The sequence below is a fragment of the Chitinophaga ginsengisoli genome, assembly GCF_003014595.1.
Classification (GTDB): Bacteria; Bacteroidota; Bacteroidia; order Chitinophagales; family Chitinophagaceae; genus Chitinophaga; species Chitinophaga ginsengisoli.
On record NZ_PYGK01000021.1, the window covers coordinates 71,842 to 97,476 of the forward strand.

At 45.1% G+C, this 25,635-nt stretch carries 23 protein-coding genes; 16 read left to right on the forward strand and 7 right to left on the reverse strand.

Translation table 11 applies throughout. The annotated features are described in order from the left end of the window. Positions 1-73 precede the first annotated feature (73 nt). Positions 74-535: a PepSY-like domain-containing protein gene (locus CLV42_RS31165; RefSeq protein ID WP_106605858.1), complete on the reverse strand. Its 462-nt coding sequence runs from the start codon at positions 533-535 to the stop codon at positions 74-76. A gap of 249 nt (positions 536-784) precedes the next feature. Between CLV42_RS31165 and ileS the strand changes: the two genes are divergently transcribed. Both ileS and CLV42_RS31175 read left to right on the forward strand, forming a co-directional pair. After that, positions 785-4,339 (forward strand): isoleucine--tRNA ligase, encoded by a 3,555-nt coding sequence (gene ileS / locus CLV42_RS31170; protein ID WP_106605859.1) that lies wholly within the window; start codon positions 785-787, stop codon positions 4,337-4,339. Between the two features lie 4 nt (positions 4,340-4,343). Further along, positions 4,344-5,393: a TraR/DksA family transcriptional regulator gene (locus CLV42_RS31175; RefSeq protein ID WP_106605860.1), complete on the forward strand. Its 1,050-nt coding sequence runs from the start codon at positions 4,344-4,346 to the stop codon at positions 5,391-5,393. Positions 5,394-5,585: 192 nt separating this feature from the next. Here CLV42_RS31175 and CLV42_RS31180 read toward each other — a convergent pair whose 3' ends face one another. Both CLV42_RS31180 and CLV42_RS31185 read right to left on the reverse strand, forming a co-directional pair. Continuing rightward, positions 5,586-7,118: a glycosyltransferase gene (locus tag CLV42_RS31180; protein ID WP_106605861.1), complete on the reverse strand. Its 1,533-nt coding sequence runs from the start codon at positions 7,116-7,118 to the stop codon at positions 5,586-5,588. Positions 7,119-7,244: 126 nt separating this feature from the next. Further along, complete coding sequence (locus tag CLV42_RS31185; RefSeq protein ID WP_106605862.1) at positions 7,245-9,107, reverse strand: ABC transporter ATP-binding protein; 1,863 nt, start codon at positions 9,105-9,107, stop codon at positions 7,245-7,247. A 145-nt stretch (positions 9,108-9,252) separates the two neighbouring features. Here CLV42_RS31185 and rbfA point away from each other — a divergent pair, with 145 nt between their 5' ends. Further along, on the forward strand, positions 9,253-9,627 hold the full coding sequence (gene rbfA / locus CLV42_RS31190; protein WP_106605863.1) for a 30S ribosome-binding factor RbfA: 375 nt from the start codon (positions 9,253-9,255) through the stop codon (positions 9,625-9,627). A 12-nt stretch (positions 9,628-9,639) separates the two neighbouring features. Next, on the forward strand, positions 9,640-10,866 hold the full coding sequence (locus CLV42_RS31195) for an FtsX-like permease family protein (protein WP_106605864.1): 1,227 nt from the start codon (positions 9,640-9,642) through the stop codon (positions 10,864-10,866). Positions 10,867-11,069: 203 nt separating this feature from the next. Here the strand turns inward: CLV42_RS31195 and CLV42_RS31200 are convergent, their stop codons facing one another. Next, the gene (locus CLV42_RS31200; protein ID WP_106605865.1) at positions 11,070-11,909 is read right to left on the reverse strand and encodes a transketolase; all 840 of its coding nucleotides are present in this window, start codon (positions 11,907-11,909) and stop codon (positions 11,070-11,072) included. A gap of 404 nt (positions 11,910-12,313) precedes the next feature. On the opposite strand from CLV42_RS31200, the gene CLV42_RS31205 reads away from it, so the two are divergent. Both CLV42_RS31205 and frr read left to right on the forward strand, forming a co-directional pair. After that, a complete protein-coding gene (locus CLV42_RS31205; RefSeq protein ID WP_262510018.1) occupies positions 12,314-13,243 on the forward strand; it encodes an MraY family glycosyltransferase in 930 nt (309 codons plus the stop codon). A gap of 101 nt (positions 13,244-13,344) precedes the next feature. Then, complete coding sequence (frr, locus tag CLV42_RS31210; RefSeq protein ID WP_106605867.1) at positions 13,345-13,908, forward strand: ribosome recycling factor; 564 nt, start codon at positions 13,345-13,347, stop codon at positions 13,906-13,908. A 46-nt stretch (positions 13,909-13,954) separates the two neighbouring features. Here frr and CLV42_RS31215 read toward each other — a convergent pair whose 3' ends face one another. Continuing rightward, a complete protein-coding gene (locus CLV42_RS31215) occupies positions 13,955-14,824 on the reverse strand; it encodes a DMT family transporter (RefSeq protein ID WP_106605868.1) in 870 nt (289 codons plus the stop codon). Positions 14,825-14,945: 121 nt separating this feature from the next. On the opposite strand from CLV42_RS31215, the gene CLV42_RS31220 reads away from it, so the two are divergent. The 10 genes from CLV42_RS31220 (at position 14,946) to CLV42_RS31265 (ending at position 22,563) form a co-directional block, all read left to right on the forward strand. Then, positions 14,946-15,686, forward strand: a complete 741-nt coding sequence (locus CLV42_RS31220; RefSeq protein WP_106605869.1) for a PPK2 family polyphosphate kinase — start codon at positions 14,946-14,948, stop codon at positions 15,684-15,686. A gap of 83 nt (positions 15,687-15,769) precedes the next feature. Further along, complete coding sequence (gene mscL, locus CLV42_RS31225; RefSeq protein ID WP_106605870.1) at positions 15,770-16,201, forward strand: large conductance mechanosensitive channel protein MscL; 432 nt, start codon at positions 15,770-15,772, stop codon at positions 16,199-16,201. A 206-nt stretch (positions 16,202-16,407) separates the two neighbouring features. Beyond that, a complete protein-coding gene (locus CLV42_RS31230; RefSeq protein WP_106605871.1) occupies positions 16,408-17,358 on the forward strand; it encodes a DUF3078 domain-containing protein in 951 nt (316 codons plus the stop codon). Between the two features lie 93 nt (positions 17,359-17,451). Continuing rightward, positions 17,452-18,234 (forward strand): segregation and condensation protein A, encoded by a 783-nt coding sequence (locus CLV42_RS31235; protein ID WP_106605872.1) that lies wholly within the window; start codon positions 17,452-17,454, stop codon positions 18,232-18,234. After that, on the forward strand, positions 18,231-19,130 hold the full coding sequence (locus CLV42_RS31240; RefSeq protein ID WP_106605873.1) for a helix-turn-helix domain-containing protein: 900 nt from the start codon (positions 18,231-18,233) through the stop codon (positions 19,128-19,130). The genes CLV42_RS31235 and CLV42_RS31240 overlap by 4 nt, the downstream gene beginning before the upstream one ends. A 251-nt stretch (positions 19,131-19,381) precedes the next feature. Next, complete coding sequence (locus CLV42_RS31245) at positions 19,382-19,909, forward strand: YceI family protein (protein WP_106605874.1); 528 nt, start codon at positions 19,382-19,384, stop codon at positions 19,907-19,909. A 307-nt stretch (positions 19,910-20,216) separates the two neighbouring features. Next, positions 20,217-20,627 carry an OsmC family protein gene (locus tag CLV42_RS31250; protein ID WP_089828967.1) on the forward strand — a complete coding sequence of 137 codons (411 nt, stop codon included), beginning with the start codon at positions 20,217-20,219 and terminating at the stop codon, positions 20,625-20,627. A 144-nt stretch (positions 20,628-20,771) separates the two neighbouring features. After that, entirely contained in the window at positions 20,772-21,482 is a 711-nt protein-coding gene (locus CLV42_RS31255; protein WP_106605875.1) for a pirin family protein, read from the forward strand. 27 nt (positions 21,483-21,509) lie between these two features. Further along, entirely contained in the window at positions 21,510-21,986 is a 477-nt protein-coding gene (locus CLV42_RS31260) for a Dps family protein (RefSeq protein WP_106605876.1), read from the forward strand. Between the two features lie 202 nt (positions 21,987-22,188). Continuing rightward, complete coding sequence (locus tag CLV42_RS31265; RefSeq protein WP_106605877.1) at positions 22,189-22,563, forward strand: hypothetical protein; 375 nt, start codon at positions 22,189-22,191, stop codon at positions 22,561-22,563. A gap of 12 nt (positions 22,564-22,575) precedes the next feature. Here the strand turns inward: CLV42_RS31265 and CLV42_RS31270 are convergent, their stop codons facing one another. Together CLV42_RS31270 and dxs are read right to left on the reverse strand one after the other, a co-directional pair. Continuing rightward, positions 22,576-23,625, reverse strand: a complete 1,050-nt coding sequence (locus CLV42_RS31270; protein WP_106605878.1) for an iron-sulfur cluster-binding domain-containing protein — start codon at positions 23,623-23,625, stop codon at positions 22,576-22,578. Positions 23,626-23,707: 82 nt separating this feature from the next. After that, positions 23,708-25,633: a 1-deoxy-D-xylulose-5-phosphate synthase gene (gene dxs, locus CLV42_RS31275; RefSeq protein ID WP_106605879.1), complete on the reverse strand. Its 1,926-nt coding sequence runs from the start codon at positions 25,631-25,633 to the stop codon at positions 23,708-23,710. Between the last annotated feature and the right edge of the window lie 2 nt (positions 25,634-25,635).

Consider the following 25,635-nt stretch of genomic DNA (forward strand, 5'->3'; position numbering starts at 1 on the left):
GAAAACCCCGCCCAAAAGAGCAGGGTCTGTCCTATTTATCCCTATACCTATGAAATACTAATTAATGTGGTTATTATTCTGTAACGGTTCCATTTTCATTAATCAACACCACTTTCTCAACACCGTTATCCTGAATATTAACCTTATAATATGCAGCTACATCTGATCTTTCAATTTTCCAGCCATCCTTTATAGTGGCGCTTGGATATTTTGATCTGAGTGTAGAGGATACTGCTTCTGGTATCCTGTCACCTGCATATGAACTACGGGTAGCTACCCATTTACCATCTGCGTCATATTCGGCCATCGTCTTTACGTCTTCTTTTGTAAAGTTTGCGACCCAATGTCCGCTATAGTTCTTTGACCACTTTGCTTCCGAGCCTGAAAAATTCTGCTGAAACGCATCTTTTACAGCTACGGGAGCGACAACCTCTTTAGCAACTACCTTCTTTGTTTTTTTTGCTGATTTCTTTTGTGCAAAAGTTGTGCCGGAAGATATGAGTGCCACACAAATTATTAATACTAACTTTTTCATAAATAATCAGATATGGTTTTTCAATTGGGTTAAGTTTTTCAACTTATTTCTTCCGTCGTAGTTACCAAAACAATGCCAAAAAGGCTAGCAACGAACTAATGCCCGGTAAAAATACAAAAAAAACCACAATTTAAAGCAAATCTGACTTTTTTAGTGGGCAAGCCTTTTTCCAGGCTGCTCTAAAATCCGTAACTTTGCAGAATTTTAATCAACTTATTTTATTAACGTCAAAGGGCGGAGAATTGTTTTATGGCCAGCAAATATCAGGAATATAACCAGCTGAATTTACCGCAGATAGAAAAGGATATATTGGCGCACTGGGAAAAGATCCAGGCCTTCGAGAAAAGCGTGTCCCTACGCGAAGGCGCTACTCCTTTCGTATTTTATGAAGGTCCGCCTAGTGCGAATGGTATGCCTGGTATTCACCATGTTATTTCCCGTACCCTGAAAGATCTGGTGTGCCGCTATAAAACAATGAGCGGTTTCCAGGTAAAACGTAAAGGCGGTTGGGATACCCATGGATTACCTGTGGAATTGGGTGTGGAAAAAATGCTCGGTATCACCAAAGAGGCGATAGGAAAAACTATTTCTATTGAAGACTATAATAAAGCCTGTCGTACAGAAGTATTAAAATTTAAAGACAAATGGGACGACCTGACCCGCAAGATGGGCTACTGGGTTGACCTCCAATCTCCATATATTACTTTCGAGAACAACTATATAGAAAGTCTCTGGTGGTGTCTGAAAGAACTCTATAATAAAAACCTGTTATATAAAAGTGTCAGTATCCAGCCGTATTCACCGGCTGCCGGTACTGGTCTCAGCTCCCATGAGCTGAATATGCCAGGTTGTTATAAAGAAGTGAAAGACACGACCGTGGTGGCGATGTTTAAAGCCCTGGAAGGTGATAAATCTGCTTTCCTGTTTGAAACAGCCAGAAAAGTTGATCCGGCAGCAGAAGTGTTCTTCATGGCCTGGACCACTACTCCATGGACTTTGCCATCCAATCTGGGTCTGACAGTAGGCGCTAATATAGAATATACCCTCATCCGTACCTTCAATCCTTATACACATCTGCCGGTCTTTGTTGTAATGGCAAAAGACCTGATCGGCAAATACTTCAAGAAGGAAGGTGAAGACGGTGATTTTGCTGCTTATAAAGAAGGAGACAAGATCATTCCATGGCAGATCCTCTCTGTGTTCAGAGGTAGCCAGCTGGAGAATATCCGCTATGAACAATTGTTGCCATATGTGCAGCCGGAAGAAGGTGATCCGTTCCGCGTGCTGTTAGGAGACTTTGTGACTACAGAAGATGGTACTGGTATCGTACATACCGCTCCTGCTTTTGGTGCGGATGACTATCGTGTAGGACAGAAATACGGTATCGGCATCATGACGCTGGTAGATCGTCAGGGTAAATTCCTGGATGAAGTAGGCGAATTTGGCGGCCGCTACGTGAAAAATTATAAGAGTGATCCGGAATATAAAGATGTGGATGTTGACATCTCTGTGAAGCTGAAGAAAGAAAACCGGGCGTTCAAAGTAGAGAAATACGAACACACCTATCCACATTGTTGGCGTACTGACAAGCCGGTATTATATTATCCGCTGGATGCCTGGTTCATCCGTACCACTGCTGCCAAGGAGAAAATGGTGGAATTGAACAAAACCATCAACTGGAAACCTGCCAGCACAGGTACCGGTCGCTTTGGTAACTGGCTGGAAAATATGGTGGACTGGAACCTCAGTCGTAGCCGTTTCTGGGGTACTCCGCTGCCTGTATGGCGTACTGTTGCTAATAAGGATGCGAACGATCCAGAGGCTGCCGTGCAGAAATGCCTGGGCGCAAAAGCTGAATTACAGGGTGCGCTCCTCTTCGATAAGAAGGATGCGTTTAAAGCTGATGTACTGAATGAAGGAAGTGAGCTGAGCAAACGCATTGCTGCTCATAATGCTAAATATGAAGGTAAAGGTGAAACTGAACAGAAAATGTTCACTGTGGATATCGATGCCATCAGAAAGAAGATCGTGAAAGAAGAGATCACCCTGGTGGATCTTGGATTGGCTAACTGGTACCTGACAGCTTTCGTAAAAGAATATTGTGTTGAAGTAACAGCGGAAGTATTAGAGACTATCGATCTGCATAAACCAATGGTTGATAATGTCATCTTTGACCATGAAGGCCAGTTGATGCACCGCGAAGCAGACCTGATAGACGTATGGTTTGATAGTGGAGCGATGCCTTATGCGCAATGGCATTATCCATTCGAGAATAAAGAAGAGTTTGCGAAGGGGTTCCCGGCCGATTTCATTGCAGAAGGTGTTGATCAGACACGTGGATGGTTCTATACCCTACATGCCCTGGGAACGATGTTGTTTGACAGCGTGGCTTATAAGACGGTTGTATCAAACGGACTGGTGCTGGATAAGAATGGTGTTAAGATGAGTAAGCGTCTGGGTAATATTGTGGATCCGTTCGCTACACTGGAACAATTTGGGGCGGACGCAACACGGTGGTACCTCGTTACCAACGCTTCTCCATGGGATAGCATGAAGTTTGATATTGAAGGCATCCGTGAAGTACAGCGTAAGTTGTTCTCCACCCTGTACAATACGTATAATTTCTTCGCCATGTATGCAAACCTGGACAGCTTCAACTTCAAGGAGGCATACATCCCGCTGAAGGAACGTCCGGAGATAGACCGCTGGATCATTTCCTTGCTGAACACATTGGTGACAGACGTAACAGGTTATCTGAATGATTATGAGCCTACCCAGGCGGGCAGGGCCGTGCAGGCTTTTGTTGACGAGCACCTGAGTAACTGGTATGTGCGCCTGTGCCGTCGCCGCTTCTGGAAGGGAGAGTATGCTCATGACAAGATCTCGGCTTACCAGACCTTGTATGAGTGTCTCGAAACACTGGCCGGTTTAATGGCACCAGTGTCACCGTTCTTTGCAGATTGGTTATTTGGCAACCTTAATAGTGTGAGCAATCGCCATGCGGATGCTTCTGTACACCACATGAATTTCCCTGTTGCCGTAATAACAGCGATAGATGCCGACCTGGAGGAAAGGATGCAGTTGGCACAGGATGTATCTTCACTGGTATTATCGCTGAGGAAGAAAGTGAACATTAAAGTGCGCCAGCCGTTACAGAAGATATTAATACCTGTTCAAAATGCTCATATAAAAGAGCAAATGGAAAAAATAGAGGACCTGATAAAAAGTGAGGTGAATGTGAAAGGTATTGACTATCTTACGGAAACGGAAGGTTTCATAAAGAAAAAGATCAAGCCGAACTATAAGTCCCTGGGTGGAAAAATGGGGGCAAAGATGAAAGCCGTTGCAGCAGCTATCAGTGCATTCTCAGCAGCAGATATCGCATCCCTTGAACGCAATGGAGAATTTATCCTTCAGGTTGAAGATGAACAACTACCTATACAGTTATCGGACGTAGAGATCATTTCAGAAGATATTCCCGGTTGGACAGTCGCAAATAAAGGCGCCCTCACGGTAGCGCTTGATATTACTATTACACCTGAGCTGCTGGATGAGGGTAATGCCCGTGAATTGGTGAACCGTATACAGAAGATCAGGAAGGATAGTGACTTCGAACTGACTGACAGGATACACGTTAAAGTGGCAGTAATAGACAGCCTGAAATCGGCGATTATTAACTATAATGACTATATTTGCACGGAAATTTTGGCAGATAGTCTGGAAATAGTGCCGGAATTACAGGAAGGTATTGAAATAGAAGTAAATGATTTGACATTCAACGTATTAGTTAACAAAAAAAGCTAATCCCATGGCAACAAGCAAGAAAGTTGCTATTAAGAAGACCCAAAAGGCAGCAGCAACACCGGCCAAGAAAACTCCGGCGAAGCAGACAACACCTGCAAAGAAGGCTGTGGCAGTTAAGCCTGCTACCGCCAAGAAAGCAGCAGCTCCGGCAAAACCGGCCGTCAAGACTTCTACGCCCAAAGTTGCTACCAAACAGGTCAAACCAATTGCAAACTCGAAAGTTGTTGCCAGCAAATCAACGGTTTCCCAGACGGCTTCGTCCAGTAAATCTGTAGTAAAGAAAGCACCCATAGCAGCTCCGGCGGTGCAACCCGTAAAGAAAGCAGCAGCTACTGCTAAGCCTGCAGCTTCTTCCGCGAAAGTGCCTGATATAAAGAAAGTGGTGACGCCGAGCGTTACTGCAGATAAAGACAAACAAATTTCCAAGCCAGAAGAAAAAGCAGTAATAATGCCAGTAAAGAATAATAAAGAAGATAAAGACAAAGGTGTTGCAAAAGACGCCGTTAAAAAAACAGCGGACAAAATGCAAAAAACTGAAAAGGCAGCGCCAGCGAAAGCTGAAAAGCCTGCTGAACGTGCTGAAAAAACTGACAAAAAAGGCGGCAAAGCAACTACATTAGTCACCTACCAGCCAGAGTTCACTAAATCAGTACTCGACCAGCCGGAACAACCTGCTGGCCCTGTTTACCGTTATAGTGACGCTGATCTGCAGGAATTTAAAGACCTCATCCTGAAAAAGCTGGAAGCAGCTAAAAAGGAACTGGTATACCTGCAGGGCCTCATTACACGTAAAGATGAAGCTGGTACAGATGATACTGAAAACAAATACATGAGCATGGAAGATGGCAGCGGCTCCCAGGAAAGGGAACAGCTCAACCAGATGGCCAGCCGTCAGATCCAGTTCATTGATCACCTGGAAAAAGCCCTCGTGCGTATCGAAAACAAAACATACGGTATCTGCCGTGTTACCGGTAAGCTGATCGATAAAGCCCGCCTGCGTGCTGTACCACATGCTACGCTGAGCATCGAAGCGAAACTGGCGAAAAGCAAATAAGGAAAACAACCGAATACCGGTTCGATCATATTAAAGATCCTGATCTACAAATCCGTTAAGCACACAAATGGCACTGCCACTGTGCGAAAGCGGAGGGCAGATCAGGATTTTTTTGTGCCATAAAAAAAGCGTCCCCCCTGTTTAAAGAAGGAACGCCAGTGTAAATAAACAGGGGCTTCAAGGAGATTATCTTTATGAAACCACTGGTTTCTTGCTTTTACTAATATGCCTGGCCGCAAAGTATAACAATCCTGCGGACGCTAATCCGATAAGACTGCCTACACCTATCCGTCTCGCCTGTTTCTTGCTGATCGCTGGTAAGCGGAGCTTAAACCTCTCAGGACTGGCCTGGGCTATCTGCAACAACGGTTCCATCCATGGGCCGGGAATAATTTTATCGGCAACTTTTTCTGTGTCGGGGCTTACTGCATCAAATGCGACACCAATTCCTGCTTCTTCGAGTAGTTGTATGCCATCAGAACCGCTGCCTACATAAATAATGTTCTGTGACGTGACGTGGTATTTGCCTGCAATATAGGTTAATATATTGCTCTTACAATAAACGGCGGGCTGCGAAGGTATATTTTTATCGGGACACAGAAAATATTCCGGGATCGTTACCTCTCCGGTAGCCACGCTATTGTACAGGTGCAACTTGTTCGCAAAGGCAAAATCCATCCCTAGCTTATTTTTAATATGGCGCGCCACACATTCAAAGCCATCCGTAATCACACCACAGGTATATCCCCTTTTCTTCAGCTCCCGCACTACACTCTTGATATCTGGTACCAGCGGAATGGTATCTGCTACCTCCAGCAATTCTGCCAGATTCCTGTCCTGGAACAGGTTGGCCGTATGCTCCAGGATGACTGCCGGATCAGTAAAATGCCCCCTGATCTGTTGCAGGGAATGGCTAAACCCAAATTCCCTGGCGGCTGCCATAAGATAATCTTCTCCGAAGATGGCCTCGTCCAGGTTAAAGATGACCATCTTGTGCAGCTTGTCAATAGATTCCAGGATGGAATACTCCATCTGCTCCCTGATAATGTTGATCTTACCCAGGGTCTCCAGATTCTCCTGGGGAATATTTTCTGCCTTCCGGAGAATGGTGCGGGATACTTCCCTTGACATTTTACTCAACTGTTCCCAGGTCTGCATCGCATTTTCTACCCGTCCGATATTGGCTTCAACAATATGAGCGCCCATCAGGTGCATATCTATCAGCAGGCCGATGTCCACACCATAATCATTTTCAAAACGGACTTGCGACAAGAGCGATTTTCTCGCTGCGATCATACCACTGAGTGGCTGATTGAAATTGGCCAGTTCCGGGAAAAGAATACTCAGCAATGGTTTGGCTACCAGCTGGGTAACCCTGCCCGCCTGCCGCTCGAAATAGGATTTTACAAAGTCTGCTTTACCTTCTATGATAGGGTCTGTCAGCAGTTCTACAATATTGTCCGGATAAGTAAGGATGTCGCCATCCACATACATCACGATATCACTTTTCGCTGCCATCATTCCCTCCCGCATGGATATACCCTTGCCCCGCTGACTGCTGGTGATCACGCGCACTTTCTCCTTTAATGCTTCCTCTACGGAATTATCATTGGAGTTGTCATCTACCACAATGATCTCGATCTTTCTAGTTGTCTTTTTGATGGTTTTTATTACCTGACGTAACGTTGCGCCTTCATTCAGAACCGGAATAATAATGGAAATCATAGGCGAATGCTTGGTTTTTAAGTGAATAATCAGCCTATAGTAAAATAAAACAGCCCATAGACCGTATCTGACATAGGGCCTATGGGCCGCAAAAATAGGGCCATAGCAGGGGCTGCTGTGTGAATACTATTTGAACTCCTGCATCTCTACCAGCTTCCTGTAAATACCATTGTTGGCAATCAATTGATCATGCGTACCTTGTTCTTTGATCTCTCCTTTGTCCAGTACCACGATCTCATCGGCATGCTGAATAGTAGAAAGACGGTGTGCAATGACGATAGTGGTGCGATTTTCCATCAGTCTGTCCAGTGCATCCTGCACCAGCTTTTCAGATTCTGTGTCCAATGCGGAAGTTGCTTCGTCGAGTATGAGAATAGGAGGATTTTTAAAGATAGCGCGTGCGATAGTCAGGCGCTGACGCTGGCCGCCACTGAGTTTCATACCCCTGTCGCCGATAGAGGTATCATAACCGTTTTCAAGCTGCACAATGAATTCATGGGCATTGGCGATCCTGGCTGCGTTGATCACCGCTTCTCTGTCAGCGTCGGGCTGACCGAAGGCGATGTTATTGAAAACAGTATCATTAAAGAGTATAGCCTCCTGGGATACCATGCCTATCAATGCGCGGAGGTCATGCATTTTTACATCACGGATGTCCTGTCCATCAATTTGGATGCTACCGGAAGTAACATCATAGAAACGAGGGATCAGATCGGCCATGGTGGATTTACCAGCACCACTTTTACCTACCAGTGCAATCATGCGGCCTTTGGCTATTTCCAGCTGTACATTCTTTAGTACCGGGCCCAGTTCTATGTTCTTTTCTGTTGAATTTGCTTTATAGGAAAAGGAAACATTGTCAAATCTGATCTCACGTTCAAAGCCGGACAGTGCTTTTGCATCTGGTTTATCAACAATAGTATTGGCCTGGTCAATGATGCGCAATACCCTGTCGCCGGCAGAGATCCCTCTTGGTAAAGCTGTAAAGGCGGTACCGATTGATTTGGCAGGGGCCAGGATCTGGAAATAGAAACCCAGGTAGGCAATGAAGGCGCTTGCCGTCAATGTATTGGATCCTGACAGGATCAGGTTCCCTCCATACAGCATAATCACGATTACCACCAATACGCCTAATATTTCAGATACCGGAGACGCCATCTCACGCTGATTCTGCATCGCCCTTATCGTATTGGCATAGGCAACATTATCCTGGTGGAATTTGCCCTTGATGAATTTCTCGGCATTGAACGCCTTGATGATACGTACGCCTGATAAGGTTTCCTCTGTGATATTCAATATTTTACCCAGGATATTCTGTCCTATGTTGGAATGTTTTTTCAGCTTTTTAGAAACGGAACTGAGGACCAGTCCGGAGATAGGAAAGAATAACAGCGTGAAAAAGGTCAGCTCTTTCGAGATGTAGAACAGGGCAATGAAGGTGGTTATGATCACCAACGGATCACGAAGAATAGTCTGTAGCGCAGTGATCACGGAGTTCTCCACTTCTACCACGTCACTACTGAGCACCGACAGCAGGTCGCCTTTGCGCTCATTATGGAAGAATCCCAGGGATTGTGTCGTGTACTGATGAAATACGATCTCTCTCATCTTGCGTACGATGTTTACACGCATACGTGTCAGCACCTTCTGACTCAGGTAGCCGAAAAGGTTTTTCAGTAGTATGCTGATGAAGAGGATGATACATACATATACTAATACAGGGAATTTATTACCATTATACCTTCTGAGCAGGTCTGACAGATAATAATAGAAAACATCCTTGAAATAAGCCGCCGTCAGGGAAAAAGATGGTAAATGTGTCACTGCTTCCTGGTGGCCGCCGGTACCAAACAGTGCATCCATCAAAGGAATGAGCAATGAAAAGTTCATCAAGCCGAAAATGGTATAAAGCAACACATATACAACATATTCCGGAATGTAGTGGTGATAGGGCTTCGACAAACTCAGCAACCTGAAAAAAGTCTTCATCTTACGATTATTTATCTTGTCTGTTTATCCTTTCCGGAAGCAGGAGCCGATTTTATATCTGTCAGCACATGCCCGTTTCCTTATCTTTGCCGGAGAAGATTGAATTAAGGGTGCAAGTTAATACAATCTCAAATCTTAAAATATTATGCAGGAAAGCAAAAGACAGAAACAGATAGGGCAGCTGTTACAGAAAGAACTCAGCGACATCTTTCAGCGTATGGGGTTTAACGTACTGGAGGGAGGCATGATCTCCATCTCCGCCGTACGTATGACGCCAGACCTGCTGGAGGCAAGGGTGTACCTGAGTATGTTTCAGATAGCCGATAACCACGCTATGGTGAACCGGATCAAGGAAAGAATGGGTGAGATCAAGAAAGAACTGGGAAATCGCGTAGGCAAACAATTACGCCGTGTGCCCGAGATCTCACTGTTCCTCGATGATACGCTCGATTACGTGTTCAAAATGGAAGAACTGTTCAAGAAGATCAAGGACGACGAAGGAGGGAAGGAAAACAACTAAAATTGTATCAAGTTGATCTGGCAGTTCGCATCCCGTTATTTCAGGGCTAAAAAAAGTACCAATGCCATCAATATTATTGCCTGGGTTAGTGTATCGGCTATTGCTGTAGGGGCAGGTGCGCTGATCGTTATCCTCAGCGTATTTAACGGATTTGAAGGACTGGTGAAATCTCTCTATACCACTTTTTATCCTTCGGTGAAGATCAGCGCGGTGACTGGCAAAAGTATTACGCTTACGCCGGCACAATTGAAACAGATCGCTGGAGTGAAAGGCGTCGCGGATATGACGGAAGTTGTGGAAGAGAAAGCGGTATTACGTTACGGAGAGGGTGATCAGACCATTGCCATTCTGAAAGGAGTGGACGGCAACTACAATAAGGTGGCCGCTGTAGATAAAAGTATTGCCCATGGTAAATTTGATACGGGTGAAGAAAACGGTTACAAGGCAGTACTGGGAATCGAACTGGAAATAGCACTCGGCGTGGATCTTGAACGGGATATGACACCTATTAGTGTATATCTGCCCCGTCGGAATGTGAAGAGCTTTACGACGCCGGAAGAGGCGCTGGGTAGTGGCGTATTATATCCCGCGGGATCTTTTGCCATCCAGCAGGAGTTCAATAGCAAGTATGTGATCACAAATATTGCCTTCATGCGCGGGCTGCTGGGGATGAAGGACGATGAGATGTCGGCGCTGGAGGTGAAAGGCATACATGGTCTGGACGACATGGTGCTCAAGCAACGGTTGCAGGCATTACTGGGGAATGGCTATACGATTGAAACCCGCTATGAGCAGAACCAGGCATTGTACGCCATTATGCAAACAGAGCGCTGGGCGGTATACGTCATCATGAGTTTCATCCTGATGATCGCAGCATTTAATATGATCGGCTGCCTCTATATGCTGGTGATGGAAAAACAAAAGGATATCACTATCCTGAAAGCGATGGGTGCGCGGCCACGATTGATCACACGTATTTTCCTGATGGAGGGAATGATCATAGCTGGCATAGGGACCCTGATCGGATTTGGGATCAGTATCTTATTCTGCCTGCTGCAGCAGAAGTTTGGATTGATAACGCTGGAAGAAGAGTCTTTCCTGGTGAGTGCCTACCCGGTAAGTATGCAGGTGAGTGATTTCATCCTGGTCAGTATTACCATTATCGTGATAGGACTGGGAGCCAGTTGGTATCCTGCGCGGAGGGCCGGTCGTCAGGATATCGAACTGAAGGCGACCTGATAGCTGCGTAAGACATACATGATATAAATAAAAAAGCATCCGCCTGAGACGGATGCTTTTTTATTTATAAATATCTTCAGAAAAGGGCTCCGGGAGCGTTATGTAAGATCACAATACTTCCCATATTGGCTGTCTGTAAAGATATCTCCCCGGGGGAGTTATACTATGCAGATAGTCATTCCCGATTCCAACTGATCAATCAATTAATAGTCGCCCAATTCTGTTGCCGGTAACTGTGCGAGTGCTTTAGCCAGCTGCTCATCGCTTGGAGCGATACCATGCCATTCGTGATGACCTTCCATGAAGTCAACGCCCTTACCCATTACGGTTTTCATCAGGATTACGATAGGCTGTCCCTTGCCGGTTAAGCTAATTGCTTTCTCGAGGGTAGTAACTACTTCGTCCATATTATTACCGTCCATGTGCAGCACTTTCCAGCCGAAGGCAGCAAATTTAGGTTCCAGGTCGCCCAGGCCCGCTACATCTTCTACTGTACCATCGATCTGCTGGCCATTCCAGTCAACCGTTACGATGAGATTGTCAACTTTATGATGGGGAGCAAACATGATAGCTTCCCAGTTCTGACCTTCTTCCAGTTCACCATCACCGTGGAGGGAGAATACGAAACGGTCATCATTATTTAACTTTTTAGTCAGTGCAGCACCAATGGCTACGCTCATACCCTGGCCGAGGGAACCTGAAGCAACCCTTACACCTGGCAGGTGTTCATGGGTGGTAGGGTGACCCTGAAGGCGGGAATTGAGTTTACGGAAAGTAGCCAGTTCTTCTTTGGGGAAATAGCCGGCGTGGGCTAAAGTGCTGTAGAATACTGGTGAAATGTGCCCGTTTGAAAGGAAGAACAGGTCCTGATCTCCACCATCCATGTCAAAAGGCTGCGGCTTATGCTGCATAACTTTGAAATAAAGGGCAGTAAAGAAATCTGCACATCCTAAAGAACCGCCTGGATGACCGCTTTGGCAGCCATGCACCATACGAACTATATCCCGTCTTATTTGTGTTGCTATGTCTTTCAACTGAGGCATGATAATTGCAAATTTTGAATTGCTAAATTAATAGAAAAATTAGATAGATTCCTGGCATATTTAGTCTCTAAGCTAATAGTTTTTAATGATTCCGGGAACCAAATCTATTTAATTTCCTATTTTTTTGATACACATTTGATTGAAATTAATATCTTTGTAATAATCAAGCCCCTCCCAACATGGAGAATGTTTTAATTGCGACCGTCCTGAGTTTTGTTATAACCTATTTTGCAATCCCTGTTTTGATAAGGGTTGCGGAGTTGAAACATCTTTATGACGAACCAGACGAACGGAAATCTCACAAGGCTCGTATACCAACTTTAGGGGGTATCGGTTTTTTTTCAGGATTTGTGATGGCATCAGCGGTATGTGTACCGACTTTTGCTGATTCCCCTTTCCAATATATGGTGGCTGCATTCATCGTAATCTTTATGGTTGGGATGAAAGATGACATAGTGGGACTTTCTCCGCTTAAAAAACTGATTGGTCAATTAATGGCCTCATTTGCCGTAATATACCTGGGTAATTTACAGATCAGCAGTATGTATGGGATCATGGGCATTGATGCACTTCCTCCACATTTCAGCCTTTTACTAACTTATTTTACTTTCCTGGTTATTATAAATGCGTTTAACCTGATCGATGGTGTAGACGGTCTTGCCGGTAGCATTGGTATGCTGGTATCCGGTGTATTGGGTACCTACTTCCTGTATACAGGCGAATTGCTGTACGCGGTAATGGGTTTTGCCATGGCAGGTGGCCTGGCAGCTTTCCTTATCTATAATATTTCTCCTGCACGTATATTCATGGGGGACACAGGCTCCCTGATGGTCGGACTGGTAAATGCCATCCTGGCTGTCAAATTCATTGAAGTTGCCGGTAATCCCGCCGGTAAACTGCCTGTCACTTCTGTACCTATCGTGGCAATCGCTATCCTGATCATGCCGCTGTTCGATACATTACGTGTGTTTGCCATCCGTATGATGCATGGAAGATCTCCTTTCTCTGCTGACCGTAACCACATTCACCACTATCTGCTGGAACTGGGTCTGAATCACAAACAGACCGCCGTAGTAATGGTGATGATCAATGCAGGTTATATCGCCCTGGCTTTTGCCCTGCAGGACATCGGTTCTGGTTACCTGTTGAGTGTCATCCTGGTATCAGCGTTGTTACTTACCGGCATACTGTACCAGATGAAAAAGAGAAAGGAAGCTATGTTGCGGGCGCTTACTGTATCCGCTATCAAGGATGCAGCCAGTGAAACGCAAACGACGGTTACTCATCCCAAGATCCTGCGCGTGAATACGAAAGGTATCCTGCAGGACAAGTAATTTCAGGCCCGGTTACCCTTAACCGGCGCCCTTCCCTTTGTAACAACTTTCCAATTTCAGATAAATCCTGTAGGTTTGCAGGCACTTAATTATTTTTTGCTATGCAAGAAGATCTAACGTTAATTATAGACGACGCCACCGAAACCATGCAAAAGGCCATCGCACATCTGGAGGTGGAACTTACCAAGATCAGGGCCGGTAAAGCTAACCCACAGATATTAGATGGAATTACGGTAGAATATTATGGCGCGCCTACTCCCCTTGCGCAGGTAGCCAACATTGCAGTGGCGGATGCCCGGACCTTGACTGTTCAGCCATGGGAAAGGAATATGCTGCAGCCAATCGAAAGGGCAATTATTGCATCTAATATTGGCATTAACCCACAGAACGACGGTCAGATTATCCGTATGTTCCTGCCACCGTTGACTGAAGAAAGAAGAAAGGAATTTGTAAAACGTGCCCTCGGTGAAGGTGAACAGGCGAAAATTGCTATCAGGAACATCCGCAGAGATGCGATCGAAGCAATCAAAAAATTACAAAAAGATGGTCTGAGTGAAGACACTGCGAAAGACGCAGAGGCTGATATCCAGAGCCTGACCAACAAATATATTGAGATAGTGGACAAACACACTGCCCAGAAGGAAAAAGAGATCATGGTGATCTAAATCCAATGGGAAGAAAGCATTTAAACAAAACGCTGGTCCGTCAGGATCAGCGTTTTGCTTTATTCACAATATATACGCCCGCCAGTATAACGCCCAGACATAAAACCTGCAGGAAAGAGATCCGCTCCCCCGCCAGCAAGCCCCAGCCAATAGCAACCACCGGCAATGCATAAGTAACCATCGAAGCGAATAAAGCGCCGGCCTTATTGATCAGGATATAAAATAATACGGAGGCTATACCGCTACCCAGTATGCCCAATGTAACACTGGCTCCCATTGAACGCCAGGGAATTGCAGGACCTGATAGTAAAGAGAAGAAGTCGGTGTATAGCAGAATAGGTAATGCAAAAATAGCGCAGAAGAACAGTGCTATAGAGCCCAGCTGTAAGGAACTGTATCCTTTCAGGTAATGATGTACCAGGGCGATGTTGACGCCATAGCAGGCAGTGGCCACGACGATCCATAAGCCATAGTACCAGTAGCCGGTATCTACACCTTTCACCACAAAGAGCAATACGACGCCCAACAGACCAATAAAAATACCCAGCAGCTGCTGCCTGACAATAGGTGCGTGGAAAATGAAAAAGCCTGCCAGCAGTGACATCAGTGGTACAAGACCGTTTAAGATGCCCGCCAGCGCGCTGTCAATACGGGTTTCTGCAATACAGAACAGGTAAGCCGGTAAAAGATTACCCAGAATGCCGGACAGGATAATGACAGGGATTTTATTCAGCGGCGTCTGACGAATGAACTTGAAGAAAAACGGTAGTAAGGCTATGCCTGCACTAAACAGGCGCAAGCTGGCTACCTGGTAGGGTGAAAGCGCTTCCAGACCGATTTTCATCAGTATGAAGGAACTACCCCAGGTTAATGATAATAACAGGAAAATACTCCAGTTGACGGCACGGCTGTTCACACAAGATTGTTTTAAGTCAGCAAAGGTCCGTATATTTTGTTACATGACTGAGTAGAAATTATGGGGATACAACACTTCGGAGTATATTTTGTTACAGTTACATGAACTTAACCCTTAACTGATGAACAAGATCAATTTATCAGATATCAGTACAAGAGCCCCTGAAGGAATGGACAAGAAAGCTGTTAAGGCAGTTACCCAGGAAATAGTACAGGAGCTGGATGAATTACAGAACCTGTTATTTGCAGAACATAAACATGCCGTGTTGGTAGTATTACAGGGCATGGATGCCAGCGGTAAAGATGGGCTTATCAGGAATGTATTAGGCAATATGAATCCCCAGGGCGTAAATGTACGCGGATTTAAAGCGCCGACAGAAGAAGAAAAAGACCACGATTTCCTCTGGCGTATACATAGGTTTGCGCCCGCAAAAGGAATGATACATGTGTTTAACCGTTCGCACTATGAAGATATCCTGGTGCAACGCGTACATAAATGGATCGATGATGAAACAGCCGTGAAGAGAATGCAGGCTATCAACGATTTTGAACGGCTGCTGGTGGAACATAACAATACAGCTGTCCTGAAATTCTATCTGCATGTATCAGAAGAAAAACAGAAAGAGCGACTGAAAGAAAGAATGGAAGATCCACATAAAATGTGGAAATATAATAAGAATGATTCGACAGAAATCAAGCTACGGAAGGATTATCTGAAAATGTATGAAGACGCGATCGAGCACTGTAATGATGTAAAATGGATCATTCTGCCATCAGATCAGAACTGGTATAAAGAGTACGTTGTAGCACAAACGTTAAGGGACACACTTCGTTCTTTCAGGATGGAATATCCGAAACTATAGTAGTAAAATATTAACAGTTATATAGTTATAAAGTATAATAATTATCTTAGCCGCAGATTGTCTTCACCCTTAAAAAGTTTATTATGTCGTTCTTCAAAGAATTTAAAGAGTTTGCCACCAAAGGGAATGTTATTGATCTGGCTGTCGGTGTTATCATTGGTGCTGCTTTCGGGAAAATTGTTTCCTCATTGGTTGATAATATATTCATGCCAATACTGGGAATCCTTACAGGTAAGGTAGACTTCAAAGAAAAATTCTTTCAGCTGGACCACAGCAAGGGCACGGTAGATACGCTTGAAGCAGCAAAGACAGCCGGTATTCCGGTAGTATCGTACGGTGTGTTCATACAGAACTGTATTGATTTTGTTATCATGGCGTTTTGTATCTTTCTGCTGGTGAAATTTATCAATCGCCTCACCAGGAAGAAAGAAGAAGCACCTACCCCAGCTGCGCCTGAGCTATCAACACAGGAAAAACTGCTTATGGAGATCCGTGATGTATTGAAGAATAAGTAATCTTATATACTACGCTGGCCCGGAGTTTTGGAGCATGTCGCTGTCACTGCAGCGACAATGCTTTGGGCCAGCTGCCTTTATATCCCGTCTGGGAAAGTTCCCCGTTAGTTTCCTATTTTTGCGGCCACGTTTCTATGACGTGGCTTGTTCGTAACGCCAATTAGCGACAATATTTATCTACTGCCATTAATTAAATGTTTATACTGATGAAAAGATCCGTTCTGACTATTATTTGTTTTTTGGTATGTTCTTCATTGCTCTATGCACAAAGTGACTGGATGAAGACATCCCGGGAAGAAGCCAGCGGAAAGATTAAAAAGGATGCCAACGACACTGTACCTTTCCTCTGGAAAAAAGGAGGCATTTTTAATGTGAATATTAACCAGGGAAGCCTGACAAACTGGGCTGCAGGTGGTGACAAATTCTCCTTCTCAGTAGCATCTAATCTGAGCGCATATGCTTTCTATAAAAAGGGAAAGAATAACTGGGATAACGTGCTGGACCTCGCTTATGGTTATGTGAACACTACCAGTCTTGGCGGCCGTAAAAGCGATGACCGTATCGGCGTTACTACAAAGTACGGTTATGAAGTAGGCAAGAACCTGTACCTCAGTGCCTTGCTGGATTTACGTACCCAGTTTACTGATGGTTATTTATATCCATCTTCTGATACCGCAAAACCAACATTGGTATCCCGTTTCTTTGCACCTGCCTACATCCTGGTATCACCAGGTCTTGATTATAAACCCAATGACCAGCTTTCTGTGTTCTTCTCACCCGTTACTGCCCGTTATGTGGTGGTGATGGATGATTATTTGGCAGCGCAGGGCGCCTTTGGCGTGGACACCGGCAAGCACGTAAAAAATGAGTTAGGTGCTTATCTGACGGTTAACTGGGTAAAGACCCTCGCCAAGAATATTGTGTATAAGACAAGGATGGACCTCTTTTCCGACTACAAGCACAATCCGCAGAATATTGACCTGTTCTGGACCAATAGTCTGAACCTGCAGGTGAACAAACATATTTCCGCCAATGTATCCGTAGATATGATCTATGACGATGATGTGAAGGTGTTTAAAAATGAAAAGACCGGGGTTATGGGACCCAGGTTGCAGGTCAAGCAGGTGATCGGGGTCGGTTTTACGGCCAAGTTCTGACGAGCGGGGAAATTTCGTTATTTTTGATGGCTTTCACTTTCAGCGGGTAGCAGCTCAGTTGCCGGGAGATAAGTGAAAGCCATACGTAACATTATGAGTGACAACTCTTACAAGATAAAGCTGCCCCAGTTCGAAGGGCCATTTGACCTGTTACTCTTTTTTATAGAGAGGGACGAGCTGGACATTTATAATATACCCATTACGACCATCACCCAGGATTTCCTGGATTATATACATCATCTGGAGTCACTGAACATTGAGCTGGCCAGTGAGTTTATCCTTTTCGTGTCTACCCTGATGCGTATCAAGGCTAAAATGTTGCTGCCCCGTAAAGAGCTGGATGAGCAGGGACTGGAAATAGATCCGCGTCAGGAATTGATCGACAAGATCCTCGAATACAAACGTTTCAAACAGGCAGCGGCAGAACTGGCAGAGAAGGAAGCAGAACGCATGTTGCAGATCAAACGTGGTAATATCCAGAAAGAACTGTCTGCCATCGGGGAAATCACCAGTGAGGGAACAGAGGTACAGACCCTGACACTCTTTAAGCTCACCAAGACATTCGAAAAGGTGATGCAGCGTGTAAAACAGCGGGAAAACAAGCCACAGCACGTCGTATATAAGTATGACTACACCATGGAAGGCTCCCGTGAGTATATGATTGACCTGGCCAGCAGGGAAAAGACAATGGCTTTTGAAAAGATCTTCGATCTGTGCCGGGACAGGGTGCATGCCATTTTCCTGTTCCTGGGGATGCTGGAACTCGTGCAGATGAAATATCTCGGAATTATGGTAGGGGAAGGCAGGAATAACTTTATTATTGATTACATTGAGCCTGAAGACCGGGAAGTGGAAGTACCCGGTACATTTGAATGAGTGAAAAACGTGCACATATAGAAGTAGTACCACTCCCCCGGTATGCGCAGACAGATCCCAAGTTTGTGGTGTCCGGTCTGTGTGAATTGGGAGATGACTTCTTCGCCAGCAATGGCATTCCTCACCGGCACGACTTCTATACCATCTACTGGATCAAAAAAGGGCAGCTTATCAATACTATTGACACAGTAACGCATGCTGTGAAAAAGAACACCCTTTTCTTTCTGGCTCCGGGACAGGTACACAAAATGGAGTTCAGCGAGAAAATAGAAGGATATATGATCGCATTCCAGGATGCTTTCATGTGTCTGAAAGACCAGGCAGCCACCTTGATGGGCATTAATTCCTCTCTTTTCTTTAATAATCAGTTCAGCAGTGTTATTACCCTCACGGCAGAACAGGAAAAGGATTTTGAGATGGTGGTGCATATGCTGATGAAAGAGGTCAATGAGCAGGCTGCGGATTATGAAACGGCATTTCATGGCTTATTACGGTATTTCCTGGTGCTAGCCTCCCGTATTAAGGGCAGCAGTATGCTGGCGGCGCCGGAACAGCATGCCAGCCATAACAGCTCTTTATTCCTGCAGTTTAAGAACCTGATCGAAGAAAAATATACAACCTTGAAGAATGTGTCGGACTACGCCGGCATACTCCATATAAAACCGGTTTTGCTGAACGAGATCAGCAAACAGCTGTCAGGTATCACCGCGGGAGAGCATATCCGCAACCGCGTTATCCTGGAAGCACAACGCTATCTTTATAATACAGATCTTTCCGCCAAAGAAATCGCTTATAAACTGGGTTTTGACGACCCTCACTATTTCAGTCGCTTTTTTAAGAAATATACCAATCAGACTCCATCAGAATTTAAGGATGCCTCACGCGCGAGCGTTTAAACTAGTGTAAAAAGAACGCCCTAAGAAAAAAGTACACCTATTAAGTCATTCTATCCATTTCAAACAGTTGTTGCAACGTGTAATTTTGTATTGTCTTAATGAAACAGAGATAACAGCAAAGACGGAAGAGGGAGAATAAAGCAGAATGGCACAGTATAGGTGAAGATGTTTATTGCTAATCAATCTTTTAGAAAGACACTCTGAAACAACGCATACTTAAAAAAACACTAAACTTAAAAACACTTAAAGTTATGGCAATCTGGAAAATCGACCCAATGCACAGTGAAGTAGAATTTAAGATCAGACACCTTATGATCAGTAACGTGACTGGCTACTTTGGCACATACGATGCAACTGTGGAAAGCAGCAATGACGACTTCACTGATGCTAAGATCACCTTCGAAGCAGATGTTACCAGCATCTCTACCAAAAACGAACAACGTGACGAGCACTTAAAGACAGAAGATTTCTTCCATGCAGCGCAGTATCCTAAAATCACTTTCGTTTCTACCGGTGTAACTAAAAAAGGTAGTGATGAGTATAAAGTGACCGGCGATCTGACTATCCGTGGTGTTACCAAACCAGTAGAACTGGAAGTAGAATACAATGGCATCCAGCAGGATCCATATGGTCAGACAAAAGCAGGTTTTGAAGTCAAAGGTAAGATCAACAGAAAGGATTTCGGACTCACATACAGTGCAATAACTGAGACGGGTGGTGTTTTGCTGAGTGATGAAGTGAAACTGCAGGCTGGAGTACAGCTCGTAAAACAAGGTTAAGCGTAACATAAATACAACATACTGGCGTCAGTCATTGCAGTTAAATGTCTAATAGCGTGGAATAAAGAAGTTAAGACAGGAGATTGTGTGTAAGCAATGGCGTGGAGAAAGAAGTTTTTTTGAGGATGATTGCCAGAAATAGTGTAGGCCGGGTGAAACATTTCACCCGGTCTTTTGTTTTCAGCAGGTATGTAGAGAAAAGTCCCCGAAGGAATACCCTTTCTTAAACAAAAAAAGAAATAGTAATTTCAGCTCCATAACCACCTTCAATTCACTTTATTCATTAAACTAATCAAACGTTTTAATCATGAAAAGATCTGCATCCGCCAACTGGAAAGGTACCGGTAAAGATGGAAAAGGTACAGTAAGTTCACAGTCTGGTGTATTAAGCAATACAGCATATTCTTATAAAAGCCGCTTTGAGGATGGTACGGGAACAAATCCTGAAGAGCTGATAGCAGCTGCGCATTCAGGATGTTTTACTATGAAGCTGAGCTTCCTGTTGTCGGGAGCAGGTTTCACTCCTGAAAACCTGGACACGAAAGCTACCATTACACTGGATAATGGTGCTATTACAAGCAGCCACCTGGAATTGAAAGCAACTGTTCCCGGACTGGATAAAGCTAAGTTTGCTGAGCTGGCAGAAGAAGCAAGAACTAACTGCCCTATCTCCAAACTACTGAACACAGAGATTACACTGGATGCCGAACTGGTATAAGGCAATCGCATTTATAAAGGTCCCGTTCCCTTCACCAGGAACGGGATTTTTTATTGTATAAATAGTCCACTCTTTTCATCAAGCAATCCATTTACCGGCCTGCATCTAATGAGGATATTTGTATTGTAAAAGGAAAAAAGATTTATGGAAAAGATCATTCACAGAGCAGATTCAAGAAGCTTTGCCAATCATGGTTGGTTACAGAGCCATCACACATTCAGCTTTGCAGGTTATTACAATCCGGAACGCATACATTTTGGTGCATTACGTGTACTGAATGACGATACAATTAAAGGTGGAATGGGGTTTGGAACACATCCGCACGACAATATGGAAATAGTGACCATACCACTCAGCGGTGCACTTGAGCATCGTGATAACACAGGCCGGCACGAGATCATCCGCAGTAATGAAGTACAGATCATGAGTGCCGGTACCGGTATATCGCATTCTGAATTCAACGCCTCCAAAACAGACCCTGTTACCTTGTTACAGATATGGGTATTCCCGAAGCTGCGTAACGTAAAACCACGTTATCAGCAGCAGGCATTTGATCTTGCAGACAGGTTGAATAAACTGCAGGTGGTTGTATCGCCTGAAGCTAACAGCGATGCCTTGGGAATCAACCAGGACGCATGGTTTTCTTTAGGTCATTTTGAGGAAGGACAAAGTGTAGACATTGCACCAAAAATGGCACAGCATGGCAGTTATCTGATGGTGCTGGAAGGTGAAGTGGAAGTAGCAGGAGAAGTGTTGAAACGGCGTGATGCTATTGGGCTAAGTAACTATGATATGGCAACAGTGAAAGCACTCAAAGCGGCAGACTTTTTGTTGATCGATGTACCGATGAGTTGATTAACATTACCCAAAAAATATTTTGCTATGAGTACTGCAACCACAGACATCGGACTTGAAAAGAAAACATCAAAGGAACTGGCTCAGAAACTGAATGCGCTGCTGGCAGCCTACCAGTTGTTCTACATGAATGTGCGAGGATTTCACTGGAACATACGTGGTGATAAATTCTTCACCTTACATGTGAAATTTGAAGAGTTATATACAGATGCATTGACGAAGATAGACGAGATTGCAGAGAGAATATTAACGCTTGGTTTTACACCTACGCATGCATTCTCTGATTACATAGAACAATCAACTATAGAAGAGATCAAGAATGAAGGGAAAGATATTGTGTGTGTGCAGCATGTACTCTCTGGTCTGCAATCATTGATCGAGATTGAAAGAGAAGTGGCTGCTGTCAGCAGTGAAGTGGGCGACGATGGTACCAACGATCTTATCACTACTTATATCCGGGAACAGGAGAAGCTGGTATGGATGTATAATGCATATCTGAAATAATCATCGGGGATAAAGAAAGGCTGTTATATAGGAAGAATATACTTCTTATATAACAGCTTTTTTATTAAAGTAATAAATAAACGCAAGCTGCAATTCCTGGTACTTAATTCCTAATTCCTAATTGAAAAAAGCTTTGTAACTTAGAAATGTGTTACGGACAAATATTGTATTGCTTAATTATATCACGTTAAAATCAATACACATGGAAGTATCCGCACAAACTTCAGATCTCGAACAGATCAATAGCTGGAAGGACGAAGTAAACAGTACCAGGGAGTCCCTCCGGTCTATGCGCAGCCAATTAGAGCAATTGTCTATCAGTAAAACTGATGACGAGTCCCTGGCTCAGATAGAGCACTTCCAGAATCAGTTCATCTGTCAGGAAGAAAAAGCAGATGAATTACGTCATGATCTGAAACAATCAGCTCGAAAGATATCGGATAACGGGAAACCTCTCATATTGCATGACGACCGTCCCGTAGATGATTTTGATGTGCTGCAGGACCGTATGCATACATTCAGAAAACTGTACAATGAGTTACGGGATGAGTTTAAAGCTTTCAGCGCTTTTTCGTAAAGCAGATAAAGCTTATATCTCGATCACTACTGCTGCACTAACCGCATAACCGGTGCAGGTAAGGACGAAGCCCTGCTCAATTTCTTTGTCCGTCAGCACTTCATTCAGGGCCATCCACACTTCACCTTTCGTACAGCGGGCAGTACAGGAACCGCAAACACCGCCTTTGCAGCTATACGGTATGGCGATGCCTTGTGCAAGCGCCTCCCCAAGTATATTGTGATTGCCGGGAATGGAGAGCTTGTGCACTCCCCCTCGCAGATGTAATTCCACGTTTTTCATGGAGCTATCTTCCGGTGTGCCTATTCTTGCCAACTGAGGGGCCGTATTTACCACGAAATTCTCCTTATGCAGCTGCTCTTCTTCAAAGCCCATGTAAGTGAGCGTTAAGAGTATCATGCGCATGTATTCAGGCGGACCGCATACAAAGAACTGGGCATCTGCTGCCCGGTAACGGAGCTGTTGTTGTACCAGCGGCTCCAGCGACAGATTACTTAGCCTGCGTACCATATGTTCTGAATCATTGCTGAACAGAAGGATAATATGCAGCTGCTGGGGGAACTGTTTAGCAAGTTCCTGTAAGTGCTTGTGGAAGATGGTACGCTCTTCAGAAGTATTGCTGTAAATAAGCTTAATATGGGCGCCAGGCTCATTATGGAGTATATCCTTCAAAAGAGAAAAAAGAGGCGTAATACCGCTTCCTGCACCCAGCAGAAAGATATCCCGCGGTGAGGACGTATGCCCGGGTAAGGTAAATCGTCCGGAAGGCAGTAAGGCGGTAACCTGATCGCCGGCTTTCCAGTAATGCAGAATGTGACGGCTTATTTCCCCGTTCTGTTTCTCCCGGATGGTAACGGATGGATATGGATCAATACCAGGGGCAGAACTGAAAGAATAAGAGCGCCTGTATTCTGTGCCGTGCAGGTAGATCAGAAAGGTAATGAATTGGCCTGCCTGGTATGCAAGCGGTCGTCCGTCGATCGTTTCCAGCCTGTAGGTAAATGCATCCTGTGTCTCTGCTATGACCTCCCTGATGCGGAGGTGTATATACAATTCATCCATGCTATAAAAATAAGGAAGCCACCTGTATGAACAATGTCACAGAGGTGGCTTCCTATGTATTTTTATTGTGCTGACTGTATTATCAGGCAGTAACAGTGATTTTATTCTTCAACATGGCGCGTGCAGCACTGGCAATACCAGTAGCATCATAGCCACATTCACGGTGCAGTTCTTCCGGTTTGCCATGTTCTACAATACGGTCAGGAATACCCAGCATGCGCACGTCTGCTTTGTAGCCGTGGATCGCCATGAATTCAAGTATAGCGCTACCAAAGCCGCCTGTTACAGCTGCATCTTCTACGGTGATCACTTTATCAAATTCGCTGAATATTTCATGCAGCAAAGCCTCGTCCAGTGGTTTCACGAAACGCATATCGTAGTGGGCGGGCTGTAAGCCGTCGGCCAGCAATTCTTTGCAGGCTTCCACTACAAAGTTGCCCGGATGGCCCAGAGACAGGATGGCAATATCTTTACCGCTGCGCAGCTTGCGGCCGGTACCGATCTTTATTTCCTTAAATGGCTGCTTCCAGTCAGGCATTACGCCTTGTCCTCTCGGATAGCGGATCACAAAAGGCATCTGCTGGGTAGGCAGCTGGGAAGTATACATGAGGTTGCGTAATTCCTCTTCATTCATCGGTGAGCTGATGATGACATTAGGTACGCAACGCATATAGGCAATGTCATAAGCGCCATGATGGGTCGGACCATCTTCGCCTACTACGCCGGCACGGTCCAGGCAGAATACCACAGGCAGCTTCTGGATAGCTACGTCGTGTAATGCCTGGTCATATGCTCTTTGCATGAAGGAAGAGTAGATATTACAGAACACGCGCATACCTTGTGTAGCCAGACCGGCAGAAAGGGTTACGGCATGCTGTTCACAGATACCCACGTCAAAGGCGCGATCCGGCATTTTTTCCATCATGAACTTCAGGGAAGAGCCGGAAGGCATGGCGGGTGTAATACCCATCACGGTCTTGTTCTGCTCTGCGAGTTCTATAATGGTATGACCGAATACGTCCTGGTATTTGGGTGGCTGTGGCTTATCCGGCTGCTTCTTGAAGATTTCGCCGGTAATTTTATCAAACAGGCCCGGAGCATGCCAGGTGGTCTGGTCTTTCTCCGCCAGCGCATATCCCTTACCTTTTGTGGTCACGATATGCAGCAGTTTCGGGCCGGGAATATCTTTCAGGTCCTGGAGGGTATCCACCAGCTTCACGATATTGTGTCCGTCAATAGGACCGAAATAGCGCAGCTTCAGGGATTCGAACAGGTTACTGGAGCTGGATACGACGCCTTTCAGACCGGCTTCCAGTTTGGAGGCCATGTCGCGGGTAAAGCGTTTACCTACAGGCAATTTGCCCAGCAGGTTCCATACGTCGTCACGTAGTTTGTTATAGGTAGGAGAAGTGGTAATGTCTGTCAGGTATTCTTTTAATGCGCCAACATTTGGATCAATGGACATACAGTTGTCATTGAGTATGATCAGCACATTGGCGTTGGCCACACCTGCATGGTTGAGGGCCTCGAATGCCATACCTGCCGTCATGGCGCCATCACCTATTACGGCAATGTGCTGACGATCTGTCTCCCCTTTGTATTTGGAGGCGATGGCCATACCCAGTGCGGCGGAAATGGAGGTAGAGGAGTGCCCTACTCCGAAGGTATCGTACTCGCTTTCATCCCTTTTCGGGAAGCCGCTGATACCATGATATTTACGGTTAGTATGGAAAACGTCTCTCCGGCCTGTCAGGATCTTATGACCATAGGCCTGGTGTCCTACATCCCATACAAGCTGGTCATATGGGGTATTGAATACATAGTGCAGCGCCACACTCAGCTCCACAACACCCAGACTGGCGGCAAAATGGCCACCATGCACACTAACAACATCAATAATGAACTGGCGGAGTTCTTCACTCACCTCGTGCAGCTGCTCTTTACTGAGATTCCGCAAATCGGCAGGGGTTTCGATCTTGCCCAGCAATGGGCCCGGCGTTATATTCATAC